This window comes from Pseudomonas sp. SJZ079 (assembly GCF_007993865.1).
In the GTDB taxonomy this organism is placed as follows: domain Bacteria; phylum Pseudomonadota; class Gammaproteobacteria; order Pseudomonadales; family Pseudomonadaceae; genus Aquipseudomonas.
On sequence record NZ_VIUH01000004.1, the window covers coordinates 176,353 to 202,606 of the forward strand.

A 26,254-nucleotide genomic window follows, 5' to 3' on the forward strand; every position below is an offset into this window, starting at 1 on the left:
GGGTAGATCCTCATCAGAGCAGCACCGAGCCAGCGGCAAATTGTTCGCGGCGGCTGTTGTACAGGTCGGCGAAGGCCAGCGCCTTGCCGCCCGGTAACTGCAGGCGGGTCAAGCGCAGTGCGCCAACGCCGCAGGCCACGCTCAGACCCTCTTTGCTGGCGCTGAGAATCTGCCCCGGCTGGCCCTGCCCTTCGCCCAGTTGCGCACCGAGGACTTTCAAGGGCGCAGCGTGCAGCGTGCTGTGACAGATCGGCCAGGGGTTGAAGGCGCGGATCAGCCGCTGCAGTTCGATGGCCGGACGGCTCCAGTCGATGCGCGCCTCCTCCTTGTTCAGCTTGTGCGCATAAGTGGCCAGGCTGTCGTCCTGCACCTGGCCCTGCAGCGTGCCGCCGGCGAGACCGGCGATGGCCTCGATCACCGCTGCCGGGCCGAGGCGGGCGAGGCGGTCATGCAGGCTGCCGCCGCTGTCTTCTGCGTCGATCGGCGTGCTGACTTTCAGCAGCATGGGGCCGGTATCCAGCCCCGCTTCCATCTGCATCACGGTGACGCCTGACTCGAGGTCGCCGGCTTCGATGGCGCGCTGGATCGGTGCCGCGCCGCGCCAACGGGGCAGCAGCGAGGCATGGCTATTGATGCAGCCGAGGCGCGGGGTATCCAGCACCACTTGCGGCAGGATCAGGCCATAGGCGACCACCACCATCAGGTCGGGCTTGAGCGCCGCCAGTTCGGCCTGCGCCGCCGGGTCGCGCAGGCTCTGCGGCTGATACACCGGGATCGCATGCTGCACGGCGAGTTGCTTGACCGGGCTGGGCATGAGTTTCTGCCCACGGCCGGCGGGGCGGTCCGGCTGGCTGTAGACCGCGATGACCTGGTGGGGCGTGTCGAGCAGGGCCCTGAGGTGCTCGGCGGCGAATTCCGGGGTGCCGGCGAAGACGATACGCAGTGCTTCAGTCATGGGTGCTCGCTAAAGAAAAAGGCTTGCCGCAGCAAGCCTTTAAGCATGGGAGGGTTCAAGCGTGCTGGCGGTGGAGCTTTTCCAGCTTCTTCTTGATGCGGTCGCGTTTCAGCGTAGACAGGTAGTCGACGAACAGCTTGCCGTTGAGGTGGTCGCATTCGTGCTGGATACACACCGCCAGCAGGTCTTCGGCGATCAGTTCAAAGGGCTGACCGTCGCGGTCCAGGGCCTTGATCTTGAGCTTGGTCGGTCGGTCGACGTTTTCGTAGAAACCGGGTACCGACAGACAGCCTTCCTGATACTGGTCGACCTCGTCGGTCAGGATCTCGAACTCGGGGTTGATGAACACCCGTGGTTCGGACTTGTCTTCGGACAGGTCCATCACCACCACACGCTTGTGCACGTTGACCTGAGTGGCGGCCAAGCCGATGCCTGGGGCGTCGTACATGGTTTCGAACATGTCGTCGATCAGCTGACGCAACGCGTCATCGACCACCTCCACCGGCTTGGCGATGGTGCGTAGACGTGGATCGGGAAATTCGAGGATGTTTAAGATCGCCATATGCGTTTGTGATGCACTTGTAGAATAAAGTCAAAATCCGCTGCTAAGATGATGAGCAGCAATGAAAAACGGCTTCACGCCGCGGTTCTACTGGGTTTCGTCGCGGCGCTAGGGCGCTCCACCTGAAGGCACATAATAAAGGGATTCACCGCATGAGGAAATCACTACTCGCCTTGCTACTGCTCGCCGCAGGCGGCTTAGCTCAGGCCGAAGTGCAGCTCAAGGACGGTCACCCAGACCGTTATACCGTGGTCAAGGGCGATACGCTCTGGGATATTTCCGGCAAGTTTCTCAGCCAGCCCTGGAAGTGGCCGGAAATCTGGCACGCCAATCCACAGGTGGAAAACCCGCACCTTATCTATCCCGGCGACCTGCTCAGCCTGGTCTACGTCGATGGCCAGCCCCGCTTGATGCTTAACCGTGGCGAGTCGCGCGGCACCATCAAGTTGTCGCCACAAGTGCGGCGCACGCCGATGGCCGAAGCCATCCCGGCCATCCCGCTGGAGGCGATCAACAGCTTCTTGTTGAGCAATCGCATCGTCGATACCCCGGAAGCTTTCCAGGGAGCCCCCTATATAGTCGCCGGCAATGCCGAGCGCGTGGTCAGCGGCGCCGGTGACCGGGTTTACGCCCGCGGGGCGTTCGATGAGCACGCGCCGGTGTACGGCATCTTCCGCCAGGGCAAGACCTACATCGATCCAGACACCGAGGAGTTCCTCGGGATCAACGCCGACGACATCGGCGGCGGTGAGATAGTTGCCGAGGAAGGCGATATCGGCACCATGAACCTGCTTCGTACGACCCAGGAAGTCCGCCTCGGCGATCGCCTGTTCCCGACCGAGGAGCGCGCCATCAACTCGACCTTCATGCCCAGCGAGCCGGCCAATGAGGTCCGTGGCTTGATTCTCGATGTGCCGCGTGGGGTAACCCAGATCGGTCAGTTCGACGTGGTTACCCTGAACAAAGGGGCGCGTGACGGTCTGGCCGAGGGCAACGTACTGGCGGTGTACAAGACCGGCGAAACCGTACGCGACCGGGTGACCGGCGAGCAGGTGAAGATCCCCGACGAGCGCGCCGGCCTGCTGATGGTGTTCCGCACCTACGACAAGCTCAGCTACGGTGTGGTGTTGCAAGCAACCCGCTCCCTCGCGCTGCTGGACAAGGTGCGTAACCCGTAACACCCACAAGCCCCGCCAATGCGGGGCTTGTGCTATACGCGCGCCGCGCTGGCTTAGAGCTCGCGCGGCGCGACCGATCAAGGATGATCAAATGTCGCACGGCACTCGCCCTTGCATTTCCCCTGCCGAACTCGAAGCCCGTCTGCGCCTGCATAGCCTGCCGGAGCTGGGGCCGCGGCGTTTTCGCAAGCTGCTCACGGCGTTCGACAGCGCGTCGGCAGCGCTCAGTGCCCCGGCCAGCGCCTGGCGTGCCTTGGGCCTTCCGGCCGCCTGTGCCGAGCCAAGGCGTAGCGCCGAGGTGCGTGAGCGAGCCACTGCCGCGCTGGCGTGGCTCGAGGCGCCAAAGCATCATCTGCTGATGTGGGACGATCCTGGCTATCCGGGTTTGCTCGCCGAATTGAGCGATGCGCCGCCCTTGCTGTTCGTCGCCGGCGATCCGGGATTATTGGAACAACCGCAGCTGGCCATGGTGGGCAGTCGCCGGGCCTCGCGGCCCGGCTTGGACACTGCGCAGAGTTTCGCCCGCAGCCTGGCCGCTGGCGGCTTCGTGATCACCAGCGGATTGGCCTTGGGCATAGACGGCGCCGCCCACCAGGGCGCGCTGGATGTCGCGGGCAAGACCATAGCGGTGCTCGGCACCGGGCTGCAGTGCGTGTACCCGCCGCGACACAAAGCACTGGCTGCGGCCATCGTCGAGCAGGGTGGCGCGCTGGTCTCCGAATTGCCGCTGGATTCGCCCCCTCAGGCGAGCAACTTTCCCCGGCGCAATCGCATCATCAGCGGCCTGTCTCTCGGTGTGCTGGTGGTCGAGGCCAGTCCGTCCAGCGGTTCCTTGATCACCGCACGGCTGGCCGCCGAGCAGGGGCGTGAGGTGTATGCGATTCCCGGGTCGATCCATCACCCGGGCGCTCGCGGTTGCCATCAGTTGATTCGCGATGGCGCCACGCTGGTGGAGAGCATCGAGCATATTCTCGAGGCCTTGCGCGGTTGGCAGGCGCTGGCGCCTGAGCCCGCTGCAGCGCCAGCGCAGCACCCGCTGCTGGAGTTGCTGCACGCCGCGCCACACAGCAGTGAAGCCTTGGCGGCGGCCAGTGGCTGGCCGTTGTCCGAGGTGTTGGCGGCGTTGACCGAACTCGAACTGGACGGCCGCATCGCGCGTGAAGGCGCGCTCTGGCTGGGCCGCACCGCCTAGCTTGGATACACTGCGCGGCATTCTTCAGCGGGACGGAGTGCAGTGAATGGTCAGCAGTTGGCAGGTACAGCAGGCGGCGCGCGTGGTGCGTGAGGGCGGCGTGATCGCCTACCCGACCGAAGCGGTGTGGGGCCTGGGCTGCGATCCGTGGAACGAAATGGCGGTGGATCGTCTGTTGGCGCTGAAGGAGCGACCGATGGACAAGGGGCTGATCCTGGTGGCGGACGACATCAAGCAATTCGACTTCCTCCTCGACGATTTGCCGGAGGTCTGGCAAGAACGCTTGGCCAGCAGCTGGCCGGGGCCGAACACCTGGTTGGTGCCGCATCGGGATCGTCTGCCGAAATGGATCACCGGCCGGCACAGCAGCGTCGCCCTGCGCGTCAGCGATCATCCTCTGGTGCGCCAGCTGTGTGCCCTCACCGGCCCGCTGGTGTCGACCTCGGCCAACCCCGCCGGACGCCCGGCGGCGCGCACGCGGCTGCGGGTCGAGCAGTATTTCCCACGGCAATTGGACAAGGTGCTGGGCGGCGCGCTCGGCGGGCGCAAGAACCCCAGCGTGATCCGCGACCTGCTCACCGGCGAGGTGATCAGGCCGTCCTGACGCTTTCGGCTTTCGTAGGGTGGGTTAGCGGCGCATTGTCACGACATCGATAGTCGTGCGGTATGTGAGCGCCGCGTAACCCACCAGTTCAGGCGCCGCAGATGGCCATGGTGGGTTACGGCGCGGCAGACATTGGACAGTGCGTGCGAAGCCGGTTGGCGCGCCTAACCCGCCCTACGGCAGCAGAATGGTCGAGCCGGTGGTCTGCCGCGCGCTCAGGGCCGTCTGCGCGGCAGCGGCGTCGGCCAGGGCATGGCGCTGACCGATCTCGACCTGCAACTGGCCGCCGGCGATCATGCCGAACAGCTCGTTGGCCATGTTCTGCAGGCGCTCGGGGGTATCGGCGTAGCCAGCCAGGGTCGGGCGGGTGACGTACAACGAGCCCTTCTGCGCCAGGATGCCCAGGTTGACCCCGGTCACCGCGCCTGAGGCATTGCCGAAGCTGACCAGCAGGCCGCGTGGGGCGACGCAGTCCAGCGAGGTCTCCCAGGTGTCCTTGCCGACGCCGTCATACACCACCGGGCATTTCTTGCCGTCGGTCAGCTCCAGCACTCGCTCGACCACATTCTCATGGCTGTAGTTGATGGTCGCCCAGGCGCCTTGTGCCCTGGCCTTTTCGGCTTTCGCAGTGGAGCTGACGGTGCCGATCAGCTTCACGCCCAGGGCCTTGGCCCACTGACAGGCGAAGGAGCCGACGCCACCTGCGGCCGCGTGGAACAGAATGGTCTCGCCGCCCTTGAGGGCGAAGGTCTGGCGCAGCAGGTACTGCACGGTCAGGCCCTTGAGCATGACCGCCGCCGCCTGCTCGAAGCTGATTGCATCCGGCAGCTTGACCAGTTTGCTGGCGGGCAGCACATGCAACTCGCTGTAGGCGCCCAATGGGCCGGTGGCGTACGCCACGCGGTCGCCGACCTGGAACTGGCTGACTTCTGCGCCGACCGCTTCGACGATGCCCGCACCCTCGGTGCCCAGGCCAGAAGGCAGGGCGGGTGGCGAATACAGGCCGCTGCGGAAATAGGTATCGATGAAGTTCAGGCCAATCGCCTGATTCTGCACGCGCACCTCATGGGGGCCGGGTGCAGCGGGCTGGTAATCGACAAACTCGAGGACTTCGGGACCGCCGTGGCGGTTGAACTGGATACGTTTGGCCATGTCAGGCTCCTGTCGAACGGTTAAGCCGGTGATGATGCCGGGCGTGGGCAAAACAAGCACCTATCCAATCGTCCCCATTGACCTGCGTCAACTGCGAGGGGCGCGGCGCAAATGCTATGCTAGCCGCCGATTTCGCCGCCAGCCTGGGGCTGTGCGGCCTGACCCGTTTAAGGTGCCGCCGTGAGTGACCGTACTGAGGCCGTGAAGGCCTACCTGCTCGACCTGCAAGACCGTATCTGTTCTGCCCTGCAAGCCGAGGATGGCAGCGCCGAGTTTGTCGAGGACGCCTGGCAGCGTCCGGCCGGTGGTGGCGGGCGCACGCGGGTGCTGGCGAACGGCGCGCTGATCGAAAAGGGCGGGGTCAACTTCTCCCATGTGTTCGGCAGCGGCCTGCCGCCTTCGGCCAGCGCGCATCGTCCGGAGCTGGCCGGTCGCGGTTTCGAGGCGCTCGGCGTGTCCCTGGTGATGCACCCAGAAAACCCGCACATCCCCACCTCCCACGCCAACGTGCGCTTCTTCATCGCCGAGAAGGAAGGCGAGGAACCGGTCTGGTGGTTTGGCGGCGGTTTCGACCTGACGCCCTACTACGCCGTCGAAGAAGACTGCGTGCACTGGCACCGGGTTGCGCAAGCGGCCTGTGCACCCTTCGGCGAGGATGTGTACCCGCGCTACAAGGCCTGGTGCGACCGTTATTTCCATATCAAGCACCGCAACGAACCGCGCGGCATCGGCGGCCTGTTCTTCGACGATTTGAACGAATGGGACTTCGAGACCAGCTTCGCCTTCGTGCGTGCCATCGGCGATGCTTACCTGGAGGCCTACCTGCCGATCGTGCAGCGGCGCAAGGCCACGCCCTTCACCGAGCAGCAGCGCGAGTTCCAGGCCTTCCGCCGCGGGCGTTATGTCGAGTTCAACCTGGTCTACGACCGCGGCACCCTGTTCGGTCTGCAGTCCGGCGGACGCACCGAGTCGATCCTGATGTCGTTGCCGCCGCTGGTGCGCTGGGGTTACGACTGGCAGGCCGAACCGGGCAGCGAAGAAGCGCGACTCACCGAGTACTTCCTGACCGATCGTGACTGGCTGGAAAATTTACCCTGAACGCTGTTGCGTTCGACCATGCTGCGTTGAAAGCGAACTCGGAAGCCGCTTGCGGCTAACGCGCTACAGCGCGGCCCATAGGGCGAGAGAAACGAGTCATGCTCATTTACATGCGTAAACTCCGCTTCCTCGCCCGCTTTCGCCTTGCCTGTCCTTCACTCATGACGCGTTCAGCGCAAATTTTGACGCGAGGAATTTCCCCATGGACCGCTACGGCGTTTTCGGCAACCCCATCGGCCACAGCAAGTCGCCGTTGATTCATCGGCTGTTTGCCGAGCAGACCGGCCAGCAGCTGAGTTACGAGGCCTTGCTGGCGCCGCTGGAGGACTTCGAGGGTTTCGCCCGGGCGTTCTTCAGCGCAGGCCAGGGCGCCAACGTCACTGTGCCGTTCAAGGAGCAGGCCTACCAGCTGGCCGACAGTCTGACGCCACGGGCCCAGCGCGCCGGTGCGGTGAATACCCTGAAAAAACTCGACGACGGCAGCCTGCTCGGCGACAACACCGACGGTGCCGGCCTGGTCCGTGATTTGACGGTCAATGCCGGCTGCGATTTGCACGGCAAGCGCATCCTCCTGCTCGGTGCCGGCGGTGCGGTGCGCGGGGTGTTGGAGCCCCTGCTGGCCGAGCAGCCGGCGGCGCTGGTGATCGCCAATCGCACGGTGGAGAAAGCCGAGCAACTGGCGCGTGAGTTCGCCGACCTGGGCCCGGTGCTGGCCAGCGGCTTCGACTGGATCGACGCGCCGGTCGACCTGATCATCAACGGCACCTCGGCCAGCCTGGCCGGAGAGCTGCCGGCGATTGCCCCGAGCCTGATCCAGCCCGGCCACACCCTGTGTTACGACATGATGTACGGCCAGCACACCACCGCCTTCAATCAGTGGGCTGCCGCGCATGGCGCCGCGCGTACCCTGGATGGTCTGGGTATGTTGATCGAACAGGCCGCCGAGGCGTTCCATCTGTGGCGTGGAGTGCGCCCAGACTCGGCGCCGGTGCTGCAACACATGCGAGTGTTACTGGCGCAGGGATGACGCTGGTCTAGTCCAAACATTAGTTGGCTAGGCGAAGGCCAAGGCTATCGGCTCTAGTCATGGGCCGGGCATGGTCACGCAACTGCCATGTCACCGGGTAATGCTGCTCAAGTCCAATTACAAGAGAGCGCTTCCCATGCAAAAACTCCCCCTGCTGATCGCTGGTCTAGGCCTGGCGTTCTCGGCATCCCAGGCAGGCGCCTGGTCGCAACCCACGCATAAGAACATCGTCAAGGATGCCTTGGCCTACATGAACTCGACCTATGCCACGGCGGACATGCGCCGGGCCTATCAGTTCTATGTGCAGGCCGCCGGCAGCGAAGCCAAGGCCGGCGAGGTACTCGGCCAGGCCGCCTATGACGTCGACGATTTCCAGGACACCCGCCTGGGGGGTTGGTGGGTGGGCTATGAATACGCGCCGGCCTGGAACGCCGGGGCCTCCCTGGTCAATTACACCTCGTATTGGCACTTCATCAATATGGGTCGCCAGGGCGACGCCCACGGCAATGACCATGGCGGCTACGACTACCGCTACCACAAGGTCGACGGCAGTGCGTCGGACGTCGACTGGTACGCCATGGTCTACCTGTACAACCGCGGCTTGAAGACCGAGGACTACAACAGCACGGAGGCGCACTATCGCCAGGGCAGTAGCTCGAAATGGAAGGAGCATTACGACGATTTCCAGGTGGCCGCCTTCCAGCCGATCGATAACCTGGCCAAGTACTGGTTCGACCAGTTCAAGGCCGCGCCGTCGCTGCAAACCATCGGCTATGCCCTGCACGCCACCGGCGACGTGGCGCAGCCGCACCACGCCTGGATCACCTCGGCCAATGGCCACTCCAGCTGGGAAGGTTGGGTCGATGACCACTACTTCAGCGAGCAGCTGAACACCCAGGCGGCGGTGGTCAATCTGGTGGGTAACTATGACCCACGCAAACCCTTGCGCGACCTGCTAACCCAGACCGCCCAGGTGGCCTACCAGCATCCCGAGCCGCTGTACGACAGCAGCTACGCCACGCGCTTGCGCGTGGCCAAGGAGCTGATTCCGGAGTCCATCGCGCTGACCGTCAATGTACTCACCAAGGGCGCTAACAGCATCTATGGACAAGGTGGCCTGTAAGTCACGCAACCCGCTCTGGCGGGCGGGTTGCACCGGGGCGTTGCTGCTCTGGCTGAGCGGCTTCGCTCCGCCCGCCAGTGCCAGCCAGGACCTGCGCATCGACAATGAGGTGCTGCCCGCTAAAAGTATCCAGTTGCTCGAACAGGCGCTGAACCGGGTCAAGCGCGCTGGTGATCCGCGCACGCTGCGTCTGGGCCTGGTGGAAAACCATGTACTGGCGCGGGCCGTCGAAGCCGAGCTGGAGCCGGCCTATCGTCAGGACCTGGAAGCCTTGGTCGACGTCGAGGCGGCCAACCTGATCGAGCAGGTGCATGGCCAGCAGTTGCAGCACGATCTCGCGCCCTTCCTCAAACAGCCCAAGGGGCTCAGCAGCCAACGCTTGCGCGAGACCCTGGCGCCCAAGGCGCAAGGCGTGGTGCTCAACAGTCTGTTGCTGAGCGAGGCGCAGCAGGCCGAGGCGGCGCGGGTCGAACTGATCGGTTGGCAGTTTCCCGGCCAGCCGCCGCGGCGCCTGAACCTGCTCGAGCTGTACCAGGGCGTCAGCGTGCAGGGGCAGGTCGAACTGCAGCAGGGCAACCTGAGGCTGATGGCGCAACTGGTGCACGACTACGCAATGCGCGATTACCTCTGGTATCAGCTCGCTGAGCAAGGCTACAGCCAAGCACAGCTGCAAGGCGTGCGCAGGCTGGTGCGCGATAAGCTGGTGCGGCACAAGTACCTGCAGCAGATTGGCGTGCTCAGCGACTTTCACCATGAAACGGCGGGTCTCAAGCAGCTGGCGCGCAGCGTCAGCGATGCCGACGCCGCGGCCTATTACCGGCGCAACCTGGCCCAGTACCGCAACGTCGCCGAGGTCCAGGCCGCGCATATCCGTCTGCGCGATCAGGCCAGCGCCGACCGGGTCCATGCCGAGTTGCAGCAGGGCCTGGACTTCGAGCAGGCGGTGCGCCGGTATTCGATCGCCGAGGACAAGCAAGGTGCGCGGCCCGGCGACCTGGGGCAGATCCGCCATGACGACCCGCATCTGGATTTCTTGCGCAAGACCGCGCTGATCCAGAAGGCCGACACATTCTCGCAGCCGATGTGGGTCGAGGGTGGGTTCGAGATCGTCCAGGTACGGGCTCGTGAAGATCACCAGCTGCCGCTGAGCGACCCCAGTGTGCGCTTCGAGGTCAATCAGGCGGTGGCCAAGGAACAGCTGGCGGCGCAGTTCCAGGCGCGCCTGCAGGCCTTGACCGCTGCGGCCAAGGTAGAGGGTTTGTGAAGGGCTGGTTGAGCCTGGCGCTGGCCAGCGCTGGCCTGGCGGTGGGCGTGAGCATCTGGCTGCTGCCGACGATATCGGCGCCGCCGGTCACGGTAGTGGTAAGCCCGCCAGCGCCTCCGCAGTCGCTGGTCGCGCCGCACTTGGCCGCGAAAAAGCCGCTGACGACTAGGCCGGCGCCTGCGCCGCTGAAACCGGATGACGCGCTGGCAGTGCCGACGGCCTACTCGGTGGCGGAAGCGCAGATGCTGATCCAGTTGATGGCCGAGCAAGGCGATCCGCGCCAGCCTGCGCTGGGCCAGCTGCAAGCGCGGACGGGGGCCAGCGCGGCGCAACTGGCCGATCCGCAGCAGTACGCCGCCTTCGCCGATCAGCAGGAGCGCGCCCTGGTGCAGGTCTGGGCCAGTGGGGTGCAGCAGATTCCCTCTATCCGTGCGCGCATCGAGCAAGCTGCGCAGAGTGGTGAACGCAGCGCCGTGGAGATCGACGAGGCGCGGGCGGCGTTGGAGCAGTTGCAGCATTTGCACAGCCGCCTGCAACGCGAGTCCCCGGAGCTGCTGCCGAACGGCGACAGCGGCGTTGCGCCGCCCTCTGCCAGTCACTGAAGCGCGGGGGCAACGCGCCAGTCGCGATGGCCGGCTAAGCGCCTCGAAGGCATGGATCAAGTGCTGCCCGGTCAGTCCTCGAACTGCACCGGGCAGTGCTCGGCGCCTTCCAGCTTATGGATCTCCTCGATCACCTGCGGCCGTGCGCGGCGCAGGATCAGGCGGCGATTCTGCGCCAGCAGCCGGCGCGCTTCCTGATGGAGCATTTCCACCCCGGCGTAGTCGATGAAGTTGACGTGGTGGGCATCGATCACCACCCGTTCGCCGTGGCTGCGCTGCAGCAGCTGTTGCAGGTACTGGCAGGCGCCGAAGAAGATCGAGCCCTCGACCCGCAGGAGTTCTTCCTCGCCCTCCTGCCAGACCTTCACCCGCGGTTGCGAGGTGCGCTTGAGGTAGAAGAACAGCGAGGCCAGCACGCCGGCATAGATCGCCGCCTGCAGCTCCAGCAGCAGGGTCGCCAGCAGGGTCAGCAGCATCACCAGAAACTCCGAGCGGCTGACCCGGTACAGCGCCTTGACCCCGGCGATATCGATCAGCCCCCAGCAGATCAGCAGGATGCTCGCCGCCATGCAGGGCAGCGGGATGTGCGCGATCAGGCGCGCACCGAACACCGCGAACAACGCCACCAGCAACGCCGAACAGACCCCGGCCAGCGGCGAGCGGGCGCCGGCTTGCAGGTTCAGCGCCGAGCGGGTGAAGGAGCCGGCCGACAGCGAACCGGCAAACCACGGCCCGAGCATATTCGACAGCCCTTGGGCGCGGACCTCCTGATTGGCATCGAGAAACTGTTGCGATTTACTGGCCAGGGCGCGGGCGATCGACAGGCTGATGACCAGCCCGAGCATGCCGCAGGCCACCGCCGCCGGCAGCAGCTGGAGGATGTTCGACAGCTTGAAGGTCAGCGGGCTGAAGGGCGGCAGTTGGCCTTCGAAGGCGCTGACCAGGGCGATTCCCGCGGCCTGTTCGGGCAGCAGGAACACCAGCAGGCTGCCGGCGCTGATACCCAGCAGCAAGGCCGGCGCCCGTGGCCAGAGGCGGCGGATCAGCAGGCTCAGACCCAGGGTGAAGACCGTCAACAGCAGGGCACGCCAGTCGCTCTCGCCCAGGTGCTGGCCGATGTTGAGCAGCGTATCCAGCGCCGTGGGCTGGCTGGGAATGCTGATGCCGAGCAGGTTGGGCAACTGGCCGAGGGCGATCACCAGCGCGGCGCCGAGGGTGAAACCGAGCACCACCGAGTGCGACACGAAATTTACCAGGGCGCCGAAGCGCAACAGCCCGAGCAGCCACTGGAACAGGCCGGCGAGAAAGGTCAGCAACAGCACCAGGGCCACGAAGTCGGCGCTGCCGGGCGCGGCCAATGGGCTGACGCTGGTGAACAGGACGATGGAGATGGCCGCGGTCGGGCCGCAGATCAAGTGCCAGGACGAGCCCCACAGGCAGGCGATGATCACCGGCACTATGGCGGCGTACAGGCCGTACTCGGGCGGCAGCCCGGCGATCAGCGCGTAGGCGATGGACTGTGGCAGGGCCAGGATGGCGCCGGTCAGGCCGACCAGCAGGTCATTGCCGAGGCTGCGCCGGCTGGTGTTGGGCAACCATCTGAGGAAGGGCAGCAGGGTTTGGCGGCTGGGTAGCGGCATCGGCGTCGCTCGGTCCTGGCGTGGGCATACGGGAGTCTGCCCACGCGGCTGTTTCAGGCGGGGCTGACGCCCAGCCTACGCCAATCCACCTGGATTGTTCAAAGACGCGCCTTGACCGCTGCCAGTGCATCGCCGCCATCGCGGGTGGTGACGCCTTGCAGCCAGGCGTCGATGACCGTCGGGTTGGCTTTCAGCCAGTTCTTGATCGCCTCTTCATTGTTGGCCTTCTTGCTCATCACCTCGTTCATGATGGCGTTCTCCATCTCCTGGGTGAAGCTCAGGTTGCTCAGCAGCTTGCCGGCGTTCGGGCACTGGCTGGCGTAACCCTTGCGCGCCAGGCTGTTGACGTTGCCGCTCTCGCCGAAGTACTTCTCGCCGCCCTTGAGGTAGCGCATGTCGTATTGCACGTTCATCGGGTGCGGGGTCCAGCCGAGGAACACCACGTACTTGTCGCGCTTCACCGCACGCCCGACCTGAACCAGCATCGCCTGCTCGCTGGACTCGACCAGTTTCCAGTCGCCGAGGCCGAACTCGTCGGCGGCGATCATCTTGCGGATCGATTCGTTGGCCGGCGAACCGGAGGCGATGCCGTAGAGTTTGTGCTCGAACTGATCGGCGAACTTGTCCAGGTCGGCGAAGGTTTTCACCCCGGCCTCATAGGCGTAGCTGGGTACGGCCAGGGTGTATTCGGTGCCGGTCAGGTTCTCGGCCAGCTTGTCGACGATGCCGGAGGCGACGAACTTGTCGTAGTTATCCTGTTGTGCCGGCATCCAGTTGCCGAGGAAGGCATCGACCTGACCCTTCTGCAGCCCGGCATAGATGATCGGTACGGCGAGTATCTGCGTCTCGGTCTTGTAGCCCAGACCGTCGAGGAGAAATTGTGCGACGCCGTTGGTCACGGCGATGTCGCTCCAACCGGGATCGCCCAGTTTGACCGTCGCGCAGCTGGCGTCTTCGGCCTGGGCCGCGAGCGTGACCGAGCTGAGTAACAGGCTGGCGATGCAGGCGCTTTTGATTGTTTTCATGCCGACTATCCTCTTGGTGTGGGTAAGCGCGAGCAGGACTCACGCCGAACATGGCTGGCTGCAGGACCAGGGGTCAAGGTTGCGGAAAGCGCGCACGCCGCTCCAGGTCATCCAGATCGATGTGGTTGCGCATGTACTGCTGGCTGGCATCGACCATGGGTTGATGGTCCCAACTCTTCAGCTTGCCCTTGCTCAGCGACTCGGCGACGAAACGTCGACGGCGCTGGCTGGCCAGGGTGGCCTGATGGATCGCCGGCATGTCCCAGCGCTGGCGTGCCTCCTCGAGGAACTCGGCCAGCAGATTCCGGTGATCGGGTGACTGGGCCAGGTTCTCCAGCTCTTTCGGATCATTGGCCACGTTGAACAACAGCAACGGGTCCTGTTCGGAGTAGATGAACTTCCAGTCGCCGCGGCGGATCATCATCAGCGGACTGTTAGTGCCTTCGGCCATGTACTCACCGAGCACTTCGTCATGCCCGCCGCTGCCTTGCAGGTGCGGCAACAGGGAGCGGCCATCGAGCGGCAAGCTGGGGTCTACCGCACCGCCGGCCAGCTCCACCAGGGTCGGCAACAGGTCGGCGGTGGACATCGACTGACTGACCCGGTGCGCGGCGAACTGGCTCGGCGCATGCACCACGAAGGGCACCCGTGCGGCCATCTCGAACCAGTGCATCTTGTACCAGAGGCCGCGCTCGCCAAGCATGTCGCCGTGGTCGCCGGAGAAGACGATGATGGTGTCCTCGGCCAGGCCACAGTCACCCAGGGTTTTCAGCAGCTTGCCGATATTCGCGTCGATGTAGCTGCAGGCCCCGAAATAGGCGCGCCGCGCGTCCCTGATCTTCTCTTCGGGCAGCTCCTTGCCCCACAGGTCGATGACCTTGAGGATGCGTTGCGAGTGCGGGTCGAGATCCTCCTGCTCGATCTTGACTCCTGGCAGCGGGATGTCCTCGTCGCGGTACAGGTTCCAGAATTCTTCCGGGATGCAGTAGGGGTCGTGCGGGTGAGTCATGGATACGGTCAGGCAGAACGGCTGCTCGGCGTTCTCGCGGACATGGTTGTAGAGGTATTGCTGGGCCTTGAACACCACCTCTTCATCGAAATCCAGCTGGTTGGTGCGCACCGTGGGACCGGCCTGCAGCACCGAGGACATGTTGTGGTACCAGGAGAGGCGTTCTTCGGGTGCGTCCCAGTTCACCGCCCAGCCGTAGTCGGCCGGGTAGATGTCGCTGGTCAGGCGCTCCTCGTAGCCATGCAGCTGGTCCGGGCCGCAGAAATGCATCTTGCCCGACAGCGCCGTGTGATAACCGAGGCTGCGCAGGTAGTGGGCATAGGTCGGCACGTCGCCGGGGAAGTCGGCGGCGTTGTCGTAGGCGCCGATCTTGCTCGGCAGCTGGCCGCTGACCAGGGTGAAGCGCGATGGCGCACAGAGCGGGCTGTTGCAGTAGGCGGAATCGAATACCACGCCCGTTTCGGCCAGGCGCACCAGGTTGGGCATCTTGATCGGCGAGGCCGGATCATGGATCGGCAGGAGCGGCGCGGCCATCTGGTCGGCCATGATGAACAGGATATTCGGGCGCTTCATGGCGGGTATTCCATATAAAAGATTTATGCGAAAGTTCTGTGGCTATGATCAAGCCAAAACAAAATCGTGGTAAACCCGGCAGGAATACATAACTTGGATAAGTACAGCTTATGTTAAGAGCGCTCGAGGGCCTCTCCCTGGATGCCTTGCGGGTGTTCGAGTCCGCCGCCCGCCAGTTGAGTTTTACCGCGGCGGCCGCCGAGCTGGGCAGCAGCCAGCCGGCCATCAGTCAGCAGATCAAGCGCCTGGAACAGCAGTTGGCGACGCGCCTGTTCGACCGGGTCTATCGCGGTATCGTCCTCACCGAAGCCGGTGAGTTGTTGCTGCGCTACGTGGAGGAAGGTCTCGCGGTACTCGATGCCGGTCTGGCCGCGGTGACCGCCGGGCAGCAGCATGAGGTGCTGCAGGTGGCCACCGATTTCGCCGTGGCCGCCTATTGGCTGATGCCGCGCCTGCAGCGTTTTCACCAGGCCCACCCCGATGTGGACGTCAGCCTGATCACCAGTGAGCGCGACTTCAGTACGCTGCCGCCGGAGATCGACGTGGCCATCGCCTTCGGCGATGGCCGCTTCAAGCATGGCGAAGCTCAGCTGCTGTTTGCCGAGGAGGCTTTTCCGGTGTGCAGCCCGCAACTGCTCAAGGGCCAGCAACTGCCCCTGCCAGCGGCGGCACTGGCGCAGCTGCCCTTGCTGCATCTGCGGCCCGAGGTGCCGACCCGCTGGTTCGACTGGAAGGGCCTGTTCCGCGCCCTGGAGATCGCCGAGGCGCCCAGCTCGGGCAGCCTGCGCTTCGACAACTACACCCTGTTGATTCAGGCCGCCATCGCCGGGCAAGGGGTGGCGATTGGCTGGCGCCACCTGGTCGATGACCTGCTCGCGCAGAACCTGCTGTGCCGGGTCTGTACCCAGGAGGCACGCTCCGAGCTCGGCTATTACGTGGTCCTGCCCGAGCGTAAGCGTCGCCAGCGCTTGACCCAGTGTTTCGTCGACTGGTTGCAGGTCGAACTGAGGAATGAAGGCGCACCCGCCTGAAAGCTTCCGCCGAGCGGACAAAATGCCGCGTTGCAGACACCCTACACTCTAAGAGCACCAGCCGTTTTTCGTATACTACGGCGGGCCAGAACGCACAGTTCTGCCCTTCCCTCACCTAATCCTGTGAAGCATCCCGTGAAAATTCGTCATTCGATAGTAAGTCTGTTGCTGCTGTGCAGCGTGGCTGTAGTTGCGTCGAACCTTGAAGCCGCCGAGAAGGCGCCCGCGCGGCAGGAACTGGCCTCGGGCAGTGCCCTGCTGGTCGACCTGCAAACCAACCAGGTCTTGTATTCCAGCAACCCGGATGTGGTGGTGCCGATCGCCTCGGTGACCAAGCTGATGACCGCCATGGTCGCCCTGGATGCCAAGCTGCCGCTGGACCAGCAGTTGCCGATCGTGATCCGCGACACCGCAGAGATGCGCGGGGTGTTCTCGCGGGTGCGGGTGGGCAGCGAAATCAGCCGCCGCGACATGCTCCTGCTGGCGCTGATGTCCTCGGAAAACCGCGCTGCGGCCAGCCTGGCGCATCACTACCCGGGAGGCCATGTGGCCTTCGTCGCGGCGATGAACGCCAAGGCCCGCGCCCTCGGCATGAGCAGTACCCGCTATGTCGAGCCCACCGGACTGTCCGAGCATAACGTCTCCAGCGCCAATGACCTGGTCAAGCTGCTCAAGGCCAGCCAGCAGTACCCGTTGATCGAGCAGTTCAGTACCACCCGCGAGCGTAGCGTGGCCTTCCGCAAGCCCAACTACAGCCTGGGCTTTCGCAATACCAATCACCTGGTGCACAAGGCCGACTGGAGTATTCAGCTGACCAAGACCGGCTTCACCGACGAGGCCGGCCATTGCCTGGTGATGCGCACGGTGATGGCCAAGCGGCAGGTGGCCTTCGTGGTGCTGGATGCCTTCGGCAAATACACCCACATGGCCGACGCCAACCGCCTGCGCCGCTGGCTGGAAACCGGCAAGGTCTCTGCGGTGCCGGCGGCGGCGCTGAGCTACAAGAAACACAAGCTGGCACAGCGCCAGTTGCAGGCGGCGCAGCCTTAACCGTCTGTTGCAACATGCCTGCGCGCGGTTGCGCAGGAGTACCCAGGGTTGGCGCCCCAGCGCACAGCAAAGCCGCTGTTCCTGACCGGAGCAGCGGCTTTTGCAGGGGCGGGACGGTTACAGGCCCAGCTCGCTCAACCCGGGGTGATCATCCGGGCGCCGGCCTTGCGGCCAGTGGAACTTGCGCTCGGTGGCGCTGATCGGCAGGTCGTTGATGCTGGCATGGCGTACGCGCATCAGGCCCTGCTCGTCGAATTCCCAATTTTCGTTGCCGTAGGAGCGAAACCAGTTGCCCTCGGCGTCGTGCCATTCGTAGGCGAAACGCACGGCAATGCGGTTGCCGTCATGGGCCCAGAGCTCCTTGATCAGGCGATACTCCAGCTCGCGTTGCCATTTGCGTTCGAGGAAGGCCTGGATCTCGGCGCGACCCCGGGGGAACTCGGCGCGGTTGCGCCAGCGGCTGTCGAGGGTATAGGCCAGGGCGACCCGCTGTGGGTCACGGCTGTTCCAGCCGTCTTCGGCCAGGCGTACCTTCTGTATCGCGGTTTCGCGGCTGAAGGGCGGCAAGGGTGGACGGGTTTCGGCGTTATTCATGGGGTTGCCTCGCAATAGTGGACGGTGGATTAAAGGTCCAGCACCAGGCCGCTTGAGCCCTCGCTGGCGAGCGCCGGAATGGCGCAGCAGATCAGCACTTCACCGCTCGGCGGCAGCTCGGCCGGCGGAAGCGGGTAATGCACCTGGCCACTGACCAGGCGGGTGCTACAGGTGCCGCAGGAGCCGCCCCGGCAACTGAATTCAGGCTTCAGGCCACGACTCTCGGCCAGTTCCAGCAGGCTGCCGCTTTCGGGCGTCCAGCGCGCCTGCTTGGCCGACTGGGCAAACAGCACCGGCACCGACCCCGTGGCCGCCATGGTCTGTTGGAGCAAGGCTGGGCCTGAATCGGGCTGGCGGCGCAGGGTCGAGGGCCCGAAGCTTTCCGCGTGGATGCGCGCGTCAGCGATGCGCAGCGCGCGCAGGCTGTCATACAAACCCTGAGTGAAACGGCTCGGTCCACACAGGTAGAAATCGAAGTCATCGAAGGGCAGCAGCGCCTTCAACAGCTGGATGTCGATGCGTCCCGCCAGTTCGAAATCCTCGCCTGCCCGGGCGTGGGCTTCCGGCTGGCTGAGCAGGCGCAGCACGCTCAGCGCCTCACCCGCTTGGCGGCTCAGTGCCGCCAACTCATCCCTGAACGGTAGCTGAGCGAGGGTGCGTGCGCTCTGCACGAAGTAGGTGCGGCGCGTGCGCCGGGTGCGCTGGCCCTGATAGACCACCTCGCGCAGCATCGCCAGCAGGGGCGTCACCCCGACGCCGGCGGCCAGCAACACCAGCGGTCGCCGTTCTTCGGCGGCGACCATGAAGTTGCCCTGCGGCGCCCGCGCTTCGAGCAGGTCGCCCACCGCGATCCGCTCGTGCAGGTAGCTGGACACCGCGCCCTCGCGTTTGACGCTGATGCGCAGAAAGGCATCCGAGGGCGCGCTGGACAGGCTGTAGGTGCGGATCAGCGCTGTCGAGCTGCCCGGCAGTTGCAGGCGGATGGGCAGGTGCTGGCCCGCCTGAAACAGCGGCAAGCCGGCGCCGTCGCCGGGCTCCAGATAGAACGAACGAATGTTCGCGCTTTCCTCCTCGATGCGCGTCACCCGCAGGCGGCGCCAGGTGTGGCGCAGCGCTTCGGCCTGCAGGCGTGCCTGGGCCTGTGGCCAGGAGCCGGTCATCAGGCTGTTCGGCGAAAAGCCCTGGAAAGCCCAGCGCAGCGCCAGGGCGGCCGGGCGCCGCACCAACTGAGTGACGTGCAGCCGCCAGAGTCGTTCGGCGCCCTGAAAGGCGGCCACCTCGGGGCCGTCGAAGACGATCTCGCTGCGGCCACTGAGCTGCAGCAGATCACCGTTGCTGAAGTCGATAAACAGCAGGCCGGCGCGCGGGTTGAGCAGCAGGTTACCCAGGGTGTTGAAGTGCAGGTTGCCGGCGAAATCCGGAATGCTCAGGCAGTCGCCCTCGACCCGGATGAAGCCGGCTTGGCCGCCGCGATGCGAGACATCCACCGAGCGCCGCGCGGGGTCGTCATCGGCATCGATATAACTGGCGACGAAGCAGGTATCGGCGCCGCGAATCAGCTCGCGAGCGGCCTCGTCCAACCCATCCAGGCGCTGCTGTTGCAGGCCCTGTTGTGGTCCCGGTTCGCGCACCAAGTGCGCGTCGCGTTGCTGGATATATTGCGGGCAGTTGCCGAAAGCCTGCTCCACCGCCACGCCGAAGCCTGTTTTGGAAGAACCGAATACCTGGCCGTTGACCCGGTTGCGTCGGCGGCTGTGCAGCTCGATGCCGAGCAGGCCGACCGCAGCGCCGTCGGCCAGGTTGGCCGCTGCCGGGTCGTTGGCGTCTGGCCGGCAATCGAGCTGCAGCAAGCGTGGTTGCGGGGCATGGACAAAGCCCGGGCGGCCTTCGAGGATGCTGGCCCAGGGGCTGCCCTCGGCATCCACCGAGCCGAGCAGGATAAAGGGCAGTTGCGGGTAGAACTCGCGGTGCTGCTCGGGCAGGTGGTCGCGGATCACCTTGCGCCCGAACGCTGCCATGCGCTCGGCCACACCGACGCGTTGCTGCAGGGTCTGTTCCCCGGCATGCCAGGGTGAGGGCGCGTTCTCGGGAGGCTGGGTAGACATCGCGGCGACTCCAGAACAACTCAGACGACAGGGCGCCGGCCACCGCAGGGGTGACCGGCGCGGCGAATCAGGCTTGCAGGCCGGCGGCGCTGCGCTGCATCGGCACGAAGCGCGGCAGCGCTTCGATCCGCGCCAGCCAGGCGCGGATATTCGGGTAGTCGGCCAGCGACACATTGCCTTCCGGGGCATGAGCTATATAGGCATAGCTGGCGATGTCGGCAATGCTCGGCTGCTGGCCAATCAAGAACTGTCGGCCTTGCAGCTCAGTTTCAATCACCTTGAGCAGGGCGCGGGACTGGGCAATCACTTCTGCGGCGTTATAGGGTGCACCGAATACGGTGATCAACCGTGCTCTGCCTGGGCCCGAGGCCATTGGTCCGGCGGCAATCGATAACCAACGTTCCACCTGGGCGGCGCCGACGGCATCGCTCGGCAACCAGCGGCCTTCACCGTAGGTTATGGCCAGGTACACCAAGATGGCGTTGGATTCGCTCAGCACTGTGCCGTTGTCGTCGATCACCGGCACCAGACCGAAGGGGTTCATCGCCAGGAACTCGGGTTGCTTGTGGGCGCCCTTGGCCAGGTCGACGGACACCAGTTCGCTAGGCAGGCCGAGCAGGGACAGCATCAGCTCGACCCGATGGGCGTGGCCGGAGAGGGGATGACGAAACAGTTTGATGGCGTTCTGGGACATGGGAGTCTCCGCAAGGCAGTTGAGTGGGTCGCTCGGCGGCGGGCGCTAATAGCAGAGGCCGTGCCGATGGAAGTGATCATCCATCCTCACTGTAAATTGCAGAATCACCAGAAATGACAATCCACTGTTTCAGCTTTCGCAATAACGCCTGAGGCGGCTGTAGTCCTATTCGGCCTTGCATTGGCGACGGTGCGGCACGCACCTGGAGCCGATCCGCCCTGCCCGCGGCGCTCCGTGGCGGCCGTCAGCGTGGGGTGAGCGCGGGGTGTTCGCGCAGTTTCGCCGCCGCGAAATCGACGAAGCTGCGCACCCGCGCGGCGGCCCTGCGGCCTTCACGGTAAACCAGGTGGACCGGCTGGCAGGGCAGTTCGAAGTCCGTCAGTAGCGTTTTGAGTTGGCCCGCCTGCAGCTGCCCATGGATCTGGTAGCTCATGCAGCGGGTCAGGCCGGCGCCCCGGCAGGCCGCCGCGATCGCCGCCTGATGGGTGGTGCAGCTGAGGCGCGGACGCAGGCTCACCGTCAGCGCCTGGCCACGGTGCTGGAAGCGCCATTCCGGCAGGCGCGTATCGGCACTCGCATGGATGATCCATGCGCTGTCCAGGCTCTGCGGCGTCTCCGGTTCACCCCGCGCGGCCAGGTACCCTGGGCTGGCGCAGACCACCCGGCGGATACTGCCGACCTTGAGCGCGTACAACGACGAGTCCGCCAGCTCGCCGACCTGGATCGCGACATCCACCCCTTCCTCGTGCAGGTTGGGCACGTGGTCCAGGTACTGGCCGAGAATCTGCACTTCGCGGTAGGCATCCAGGTAGTCGAGCAGGATCGGCGTCAGCACCTGCTGACCAAACAGCAGCGGCATGGCCAGGGTCAGCCGACCGCGCGCTTGCCGGTGCAGGCCGCTGGCCGACTCGTCCGCCTCCGCCACCTCGTGCAGGATGCGCTGGCAGTCGAGGGCGAAGCGCTGGCCAGCCTCGGTCAGGTGCACGCCGCGGGTGCTGCGGCTCAGCAAGGCGGTGCCGAGACGCTGCTCCAGGGTGGCAATGGCACGGGTCAAGGTGGCCGCGGACACGCTCAGGCGTCGCGCCGCTGCGGCCAGGCTGAGGTCTTCGGCCACGGCCTGAAATGCGCGCATCTGTTGATAGCGGTCCATGCTCGGTCAGCGACGCGCCGGTGGATTGAGCGCCGCATCGCCGCGCAAGCGCTCGACGCAGTAATCGACAAAGCTGCGCACCTTGGCCGGCACCCTGCGGCCGCCCTGATAGACCACGTGGATGGGCAGCGGCGGCGGCTCGAAGCGTTCCAGCAGCAGCTCCAGCTCGCCGGCGGCCACGAGCGCGGCTACCTGATAGGAGAGCACGCGGGTCAGGCCCCAGCCCAGTTGCGCGGCATTGATCGCGGCCTGGTTGGCGGTGACCAGCAGGCGCGGTTCTGGGCGGATGTTCAACGCCCCTTCGGCTGTGTTGAATTGCCAGTCGGTGAGCAGGCTGCTGCTGGCGGCGAGGACGATGCGCGCCTCATACAAGTCGCGCGGGTGCGCTGGTCGGCCGTGCCGTTGCAGATAGGCCGGGGCGGCGCAGACCACCTGGCGCACGCTGCCGACCAGCACGGCGTGCAAACCGTTGTCCGGCAGGTGGCCGATGCGCACGGCGACATCGATGCCTTCGTCGACCATGCTCGCCACGCGGTCGAGCAGCAGGGCCTTGATCGTCACCGCCGGGTGCTGCTCGAGGTAGTCGACCATCAGCGGAGTGACGAACAGCTCGCCGAACAGCACCGGGGCGGTCAGGCACAGTTGGCCGCGGGGCATGGCATGGCTGCCGGCGGCGGACTCCTCGGCCTCCTCCAGCTCGGCGAGAATCCGCCGGCAGTCTTCCAGGTAGCGCTGGCCGGCCTCGGTCAGGTGCACGCTGCGCGTGGTGCGCGCCAGCAGCAGGGTGCCGATGCGTTCTTCGAGGGCCGCCACCGCGCGGGTCACGCTGGGGGGCGACAGGTGCAAACGGCGGGCGGCGGCGGCAAAACCCTGTTCCTCGGCGACGGCGAGAAACACCTGCATCTCCTGAAACCTGTCCACTTGCGCCTCTCCTGCTGGCTGGCCCTTGCATTATGGGCAACAGTGCTGGGGTTTTGACCGGGGTTATTCAGCGTTTTTGCTAATCAGGCTGGGGTTGTTTGGCGCCTGCAGGCTCGGCACACACATAAAAGCCGCTACGCCTGTGTGGCAGTAGCGGCTTTGTTTGTCGCGCTAGCCTTACAGACGGGCGTTGCGCACCCCGTCGGCCAGGTCGCGGCACAGGCTCAGCACGCCCTGCACGGCCTGCTCGCTGTCCTCGGCATGGGCGATCTGGTCGATCAGCGCCGAGCCGACCACCACGCCGTCGGCCAGGCGAGCGATGGAGGCGGCCTGTTCCGGGGTGCGGATGCCGAAGCCGATGCTGATCGGCAGGTCGGTATGCCGGCGCAGGCGCGCCACCGCTTGCTCGACGTGTTCCAGGGTCGCCGCACCGGCACCGGTGACGCCCGCCACCGAGACGTAGTAGACGAAGCCGGAGCTGCCGTTGAGCACCTTGGGCAGGCGCTTGTCGTCGGTGGTCGGGGTGGTCAGGCGGATGAAGTCCAGACCCGCCGCTTGCGCCGGGTCACAGAGGTCGACGTTATGTTCCGGCGGCAGGTCGACCACGATCAGGCCGTCGACCCCGGACTCCCTAGCCTCGGCGATGAAGCGCGCGACCCCGTACTTGTGGATCGGGTTGAAGTAGCCCATCAGCACCAGCGGGGTGTCCTGCTCGTCTTGGCGGAATTCGCGGACCATCTGCAGGGTCTTGGCCAGGTTCTGCTTGGCGGCCAGGGCGCGGATGTTGGCCAGCTGGATCGCCGGGCCGTCGGCCATCGGGTCGGTGAACGGCATGCCCAGCTCGATCACGTCGGCGCCGGCCGCCGGCAGGCCCTTGAGGATCGCCAGCGAGGCGGCGTAATTGGGGTCGCCGGCGGTGACGAAGGTCACCAGGGCGGCGCGGTTCTGCTGTTTCAGCTCGGCAAAGCGGCTCTGCAGGCGGCTCATGCTTGGTTCTCCAGTTCGCCCATGTGGTGCATCACGGTTTGCATGTCCTTGTCGCCGCGCCCGGACAGGTTGACCACCATCAGGTGCTCCTTGGGCAGCGTCGGTGCGCGCTTGAACACTTCGGCCAGGGCGTGGGCGCTTTCCAGGGCCGGGATGATGCCTTCCAGGCGGCAGCATTTATGGAAGGCGTCGAGCGCTTCCTGGTCGGTCACCGAGGTGTATTCGACCCGGCCGATGTCATGCAACCAGGCATGTTCCGGGCCGATGCCGGGGTAGTCGAGGCCGGCGGAGATCGAGTGGGCGTCGATGATCTGGCCGTCGTCGTCCTGCAGCAGGAAGGTGCGGTTGCCGTGCAGCACACCCGGCACGCCGCCGTTGAGGCTGGCCGCGTGCTTGCCGGTGTCGATGCCGTAACCGGCCGCTTCGACGCCGACGATCTGCACCGACTGGTCATCGAGGAACGGATGGAACAGGCCCATGGCATTGGAGCCACCGCCGATGCAGGCGACCAGGCTATCGGGCAGGCGACCTTCCTGGGCCTGCAGCTGCTCGCGGGTTTCCTTGCCGATCACTGCCTGGAAGTCGCGGACCATCGCCGGGTAAGGGTGCGGGCCGGCGACAGTGCCGATCAGGTAGAAGGTGTTGTCGACGTTGGTCACCCAGTCGCGCAGGGCTTCGTTCATCGCATCCTTGAGGGTGCCGGTGCCGGCGGTGACCGGAATCACCTCGGCGCCGAGCAGCTTCATGCGAAACACGTTGGCCTGCTGGCGCTCGATGTCGGTGGTGCCCATGTAGATCACGCAGTCCAGGCCGAAGCGCGCCGCCACGGTGGCGGTGGCCACGCCGTGCATGCCGGCGCCGGTCTCGGCGATGATGCGTTGCTTGCCCATGCGCCGGGCCAGGAGGATCTGGCCGATGCAGTTGTTGATCTTGTGCGCGCCGGTGTGGTTCAGCTCCTCGCGCTTGAGGTAGATCTTCGCGCCGCCGCAGTGCTCGGTCAGGCGCTCGGCGAAATACAGCGGGCTGGGCCGGCCGACGTAGTCGCGCTGGAAGTAGGCCAGTTCCTTGGCGAATTCCGGGTCGAGCTTGGCCTTCTCGTACTCGGCGGCCAGGTCGTGGATCAGCGGCATCAGGGTTTCGGCGACGTACTGGCCGCCGAACGAGCCGAACAGGCCGTTGGCGTCGGGGCCGCTGCACAAAGAGGTCATGGCGTTCTCCTGCGGGTGTGGGTATGTAGGCACCAGCGTGCGGGCACCTAGGACAATGGCCACAGGATAAGGCTGTGTGGCCTGGGACAAAAGCGATAAGATCGCTTTAATCTGTCAGGAAAACTCACCTATGAGCCAGAGCCTTCCCCCGCTCAACGCCCTGCGCGCGTTCGAGGCGGCGGCCCGTCTGCAGAGCGTCAGCCAGGCCGCCGAGCAGCTGAATGTCACGCATGGCGCGGTCAGTCGGCAGATACGGATGCTGGAAGAGCACCTCGGCGTGGCCTTGTTCGTCAAGGATGGGCGCGGCGTTAAACTCACAGACGCGGGTAGCCGGTTGCGCGATGTCAGCAGCGAGGCCTTCGCGCGTCTGCGCGCGGTGTGCGGCGAGTTGCAGCAGGGCCAGGCCGAGGCGCCGTTCGTATTGGCCTGCCCCGGCAGCCTGCTGGCGCGCTGGTTCATTCCGCGGCTGGATCGGCTCAACCGCCAGCTGCCGGAGTTGCGCCTGCAGCTGTCGGCCAGCGAGGGTGAGCTGGACCCGCGCCGCGCCGGGGTCGACGCCACCCTGTGGTTCGCCGAACCGCCCTGGCCGGCGGACATGCGGGTGTTCGAGCTGGCCGCCGAGCGTATCGGCCCGGTGCTGAGTCCGCGTTACGCACGGTTTGCCACACTGCACCAGGCGCCGGCTGCAGCCTTGTTGGGCGAACCCTTGCTGCACACCAGTTCGCGGCCGCAGGCCTGGCCGAGTTGGGCGGCGGGCAATGCCCTGGACGCCGAGGCGCTCAGCTTGGGCCAGGGCTTCGAGCACCTCTACTACCTGCTGGAGGCTGCTGCCGCGGGCCTCGGGGTGGCCATCGCGCCGCAACAACTGGTGGCCGACGACCTGGCGGGTGGCCGCCTGGTCGCACCCTGGGGCTTCGTCGCAACCCCGGCGCGGCTGGCCTTGTGGGTGCCCGCGCGACGCCTGGACAAGCGCGCGCAGCAGTTGGCCGAGTGGCTGCGGAGCGAGTTGAGTGAGCGCTAGAGAGCCTTTGCTGGTTTTTTGACTATCGCGTTTGGTTTGGCCCTATATGCCAAATATTGGTCACGCCCCCGATTCTTCTCGACTAGCGTTTAACTATCCCCTCGAGGAGAAACGCCATGTCTGACCACCACACCTATAAGAAAATCGAGATCGTCGGCTCTTCGCACATCAGCATCGATGAGGCGATCAACAATGGCCTGGCCGAATGCGCCAAATCGATCCGCAACCTGGACTGGTTCGAAGTGGTCGAGACCCGCGGGCACATCGAGAACGGCAAGGTCGGCCACTATCAGGTGACCCTCAAAGTCGGTTTCCGCATCAGCAGCAGCTGAGTCCGGGCTGCTTGCCCGACTCATCGGCCGCTAGCGCAACCCTTGGTTGTACGGCTGCTCATGGCGCACAGGCACGAGCGGACCGGGCCTGTGCGCGAGCGGCTACTGGCAGCCCTTGATCCCTGCCTCGCGCGGCTCGCGCCGAGTCGCTGCGCAC

General features: G+C 65.5%; 25 protein-coding genes. 12 read left to right on the top strand and 13 right to left on the bottom strand.

What is annotated here, in order from left to right:
* Window positions 1-13: 13 nt before the first annotated feature.
* Together fmt and def are read right to left on the bottom strand one after the other, a co-directional pair.
* Window positions 14-955: a methionyl-tRNA formyltransferase gene (fmt, locus tag FBY03_RS06325; protein ID WP_147171345.1), complete on the bottom strand. Its 942-nt coding sequence runs from the start codon at window positions 953-955 to the stop codon at window positions 14-16.
* Between the two features lie 55 nt (window positions 956-1,010).
* Entirely contained in the window at window positions 1,011-1,517 is a 507-nt protein-coding gene (gene def, locus FBY03_RS06330) for a peptide deformylase (protein WP_147171346.1), read from the bottom strand.
* A 152-nt stretch (window positions 1,518-1,669) separates the two neighbouring features.
* Between def and FBY03_RS06335 the strand changes: the two genes are divergently transcribed.
* The 3 genes from FBY03_RS06335 (at window position 1,670) to FBY03_RS06345 (ending at window position 4,491) form a co-directional block, all read left to right on the top strand.
* Window positions 1,670-2,695 (top strand): LysM peptidoglycan-binding domain-containing protein, encoded by a 1,026-nt coding sequence (locus FBY03_RS06335; protein ID WP_147171347.1) that lies wholly within the window; start codon window positions 1,670-1,672, stop codon window positions 2,693-2,695.
* A 91-nt stretch (window positions 2,696-2,786) separates the two neighbouring features.
* Window positions 2,787-3,887, top strand: coding sequence for a DNA-processing protein DprA (gene dprA / locus FBY03_RS06340; protein WP_147171348.1), 1,101 nt, complete (start codon window positions 2,787-2,789; stop codon window positions 3,885-3,887).
* Window positions 3,888-3,933: 46 nt separating this feature from the next.
* On the top strand, window positions 3,934-4,491 hold the full coding sequence (locus FBY03_RS06345; protein WP_147171349.1) for an L-threonylcarbamoyladenylate synthase: 558 nt from the start codon (window positions 3,934-3,936) through the stop codon (window positions 4,489-4,491).
* A 174-nt stretch (window positions 4,492-4,665) separates the two neighbouring features.
* Here FBY03_RS06345 and FBY03_RS06350 read toward each other — a convergent pair whose 3' ends face one another.
* Window positions 4,666-5,643, bottom strand: coding sequence for an NADPH:quinone reductase (locus FBY03_RS06350; protein WP_147171350.1), 978 nt, complete (start codon window positions 5,641-5,643; stop codon window positions 4,666-4,668).
* 180 nt (window positions 5,644-5,823) lie between these two features.
* On the opposite strand from FBY03_RS06350, the gene hemF reads away from it, so the two are divergent.
* The 5 genes from hemF (at window position 5,824) to FBY03_RS06375 (ending at window position 10,757) form a co-directional block, all read left to right on the top strand.
* Window positions 5,824-6,741 carry an oxygen-dependent coproporphyrinogen oxidase gene (hemF, locus tag FBY03_RS06355; RefSeq protein ID WP_147171351.1) on the top strand — a complete coding sequence of 306 codons (918 nt, stop codon included), beginning with the start codon at window positions 5,824-5,826 and terminating at the stop codon, window positions 6,739-6,741.
* A 202-nt stretch (window positions 6,742-6,943) separates the two neighbouring features.
* The gene (gene aroE / locus FBY03_RS06360) at window positions 6,944-7,768 is read left to right on the top strand and encodes a shikimate dehydrogenase (protein WP_147171352.1); all 825 of its coding nucleotides are present in this window, start codon (window positions 6,944-6,946) and stop codon (window positions 7,766-7,768) included.
* A 136-nt stretch (window positions 7,769-7,904) separates the two neighbouring features.
* Window positions 7,905-8,891: a phospholipase gene (locus FBY03_RS06365; protein ID WP_147171353.1), complete on the top strand. Its 987-nt coding sequence runs from the start codon at window positions 7,905-7,907 to the stop codon at window positions 8,889-8,891.
* Entirely contained in the window at window positions 8,872-10,155 is a 1,284-nt protein-coding gene (locus FBY03_RS06370) for a peptidylprolyl isomerase (RefSeq protein ID WP_147171354.1), read from the top strand. The genes FBY03_RS06365 and FBY03_RS06370 overlap by 20 nt, the downstream gene beginning before the upstream one ends.
* Complete coding sequence (locus tag FBY03_RS06375; protein ID WP_147171355.1) at window positions 10,152-10,757, top strand: hypothetical protein; 606 nt, start codon at window positions 10,152-10,154, stop codon at window positions 10,755-10,757. Before FBY03_RS06370 ends, FBY03_RS06375 begins: the two co-directional genes overlap by 4 nt.
* 71 nt (window positions 10,758-10,828) lie before the next feature.
* Here the strand turns inward: FBY03_RS06375 and FBY03_RS06380 are convergent, their stop codons facing one another.
* From FBY03_RS06380 to betC, 3 genes are all read right to left on the bottom strand, one after another.
* On the bottom strand, window positions 10,829-12,397 hold the full coding sequence (locus tag FBY03_RS06380; RefSeq protein WP_147171356.1) for a SulP family inorganic anion transporter: 1,569 nt from the start codon (window positions 12,395-12,397) through the stop codon (window positions 10,829-10,831).
* Between the two features lie 98 nt (window positions 12,398-12,495).
* The gene (choX, locus tag FBY03_RS06385) at window positions 12,496-13,422 is read right to left on the bottom strand and encodes a choline ABC transporter substrate-binding protein (protein WP_147171357.1); all 927 of its coding nucleotides are present in this window, start codon (window positions 13,420-13,422) and stop codon (window positions 12,496-12,498) included.
* A 73-nt stretch (window positions 13,423-13,495) separates the two neighbouring features.
* Window positions 13,496-15,004 carry a choline-sulfatase gene (gene betC / locus FBY03_RS06390; protein WP_147171358.1) on the bottom strand — a complete coding sequence of 503 codons (1,509 nt, stop codon included), beginning with the start codon at window positions 15,002-15,004 and terminating at the stop codon, window positions 13,496-13,498.
* A 110-nt stretch (window positions 15,005-15,114) separates the two neighbouring features.
* Between betC and FBY03_RS06395 the strand changes: the two genes are divergently transcribed.
* The gene (locus FBY03_RS06395) at window positions 15,115-16,035 is read left to right on the top strand and encodes a LysR substrate-binding domain-containing protein (protein ID WP_147171359.1); all 921 of its coding nucleotides are present in this window, start codon (window positions 15,115-15,117) and stop codon (window positions 16,033-16,035) included.
* Between the two features lie 135 nt (window positions 16,036-16,170).
* Window positions 16,171-17,085 (top strand): D-alanyl-D-alanine endopeptidase, encoded by a 915-nt coding sequence (gene pbpG, locus FBY03_RS06400; RefSeq protein WP_147171360.1) that lies wholly within the window; start codon window positions 16,171-16,173, stop codon window positions 17,083-17,085.
* Between the two features lie 117 nt (window positions 17,086-17,202).
* On the opposite strand, the gene FBY03_RS06405 is transcribed toward pbpG, so the two are convergent.
* The 7 genes from FBY03_RS06405 to trpB all read right to left on the bottom strand — a co-directional run bounded on the left by FBY03_RS06405 (window position 17,203) and on the right by trpB (window position 24,744).
* Window positions 17,203-17,679 (bottom strand): nuclear transport factor 2 family protein, encoded by a 477-nt coding sequence (locus FBY03_RS06405; RefSeq protein ID WP_147171361.1) that lies wholly within the window; start codon window positions 17,677-17,679, stop codon window positions 17,203-17,205.
* 29 nt (window positions 17,680-17,708) lie between these two features.
* Complete coding sequence (locus FBY03_RS06410) at window positions 17,709-19,784, bottom strand: pyridoxamine 5'-phosphate oxidase family protein (RefSeq protein WP_147171362.1); 2,076 nt, start codon at window positions 19,782-19,784, stop codon at window positions 17,709-17,711.
* A 67-nt stretch (window positions 19,785-19,851) separates the two neighbouring features.
* The gene (locus FBY03_RS06415) at window positions 19,852-20,478 is read right to left on the bottom strand and encodes a glutathione S-transferase family protein (RefSeq protein WP_147171363.1); all 627 of its coding nucleotides are present in this window, start codon (window positions 20,476-20,478) and stop codon (window positions 19,852-19,854) included.
* A 244-nt stretch (window positions 20,479-20,722) separates the two neighbouring features.
* Window positions 20,723-21,628 (bottom strand): LysR family transcriptional regulator, encoded by a 906-nt coding sequence (locus FBY03_RS06420; RefSeq protein ID WP_147171364.1) that lies wholly within the window; start codon window positions 21,626-21,628, stop codon window positions 20,723-20,725.
* A gap of 6 nt (window positions 21,629-21,634) precedes the next feature.
* Window positions 21,635-22,549: a LysR family transcriptional regulator gene (locus FBY03_RS06425; protein ID WP_147171365.1), complete on the bottom strand. Its 915-nt coding sequence runs from the start codon at window positions 22,547-22,549 to the stop codon at window positions 21,635-21,637.
* A 177-nt stretch (window positions 22,550-22,726) separates the two neighbouring features.
* Window positions 22,727-23,536, bottom strand: a complete 810-nt coding sequence (gene trpA, locus FBY03_RS06430) for a tryptophan synthase subunit alpha (RefSeq protein ID WP_147171366.1) — start codon at window positions 23,534-23,536, stop codon at window positions 22,727-22,729.
* The gene (trpB, locus tag FBY03_RS06435; RefSeq protein ID WP_147171367.1) at window positions 23,533-24,744 is read right to left on the bottom strand and encodes a tryptophan synthase subunit beta; all 1,212 of its coding nucleotides are present in this window, start codon (window positions 24,742-24,744) and stop codon (window positions 23,533-23,535) included. Before trpB ends, trpA begins: the two co-directional genes overlap by 4 nt.
* Before the next feature lie 130 nt (window positions 24,745-24,874).
* Between trpB and FBY03_RS06440 the strand changes: the two genes are divergently transcribed.
* Together FBY03_RS06440 and FBY03_RS06445 are read left to right on the top strand one after the other, a co-directional pair.
* Window positions 24,875-25,765, top strand: a complete 891-nt coding sequence (locus FBY03_RS06440) for a LysR family transcriptional regulator (protein WP_147171368.1) — start codon at window positions 24,875-24,877, stop codon at window positions 25,763-25,765.
* Between the two features lie 116 nt (window positions 25,766-25,881).
* Window positions 25,882-26,097, top strand: a complete 216-nt coding sequence (locus FBY03_RS06445) for a dodecin (RefSeq protein WP_147171369.1) — start codon at window positions 25,882-25,884, stop codon at window positions 26,095-26,097.
* Window positions 26,098-26,254: the final 157 nt, after the last annotated feature.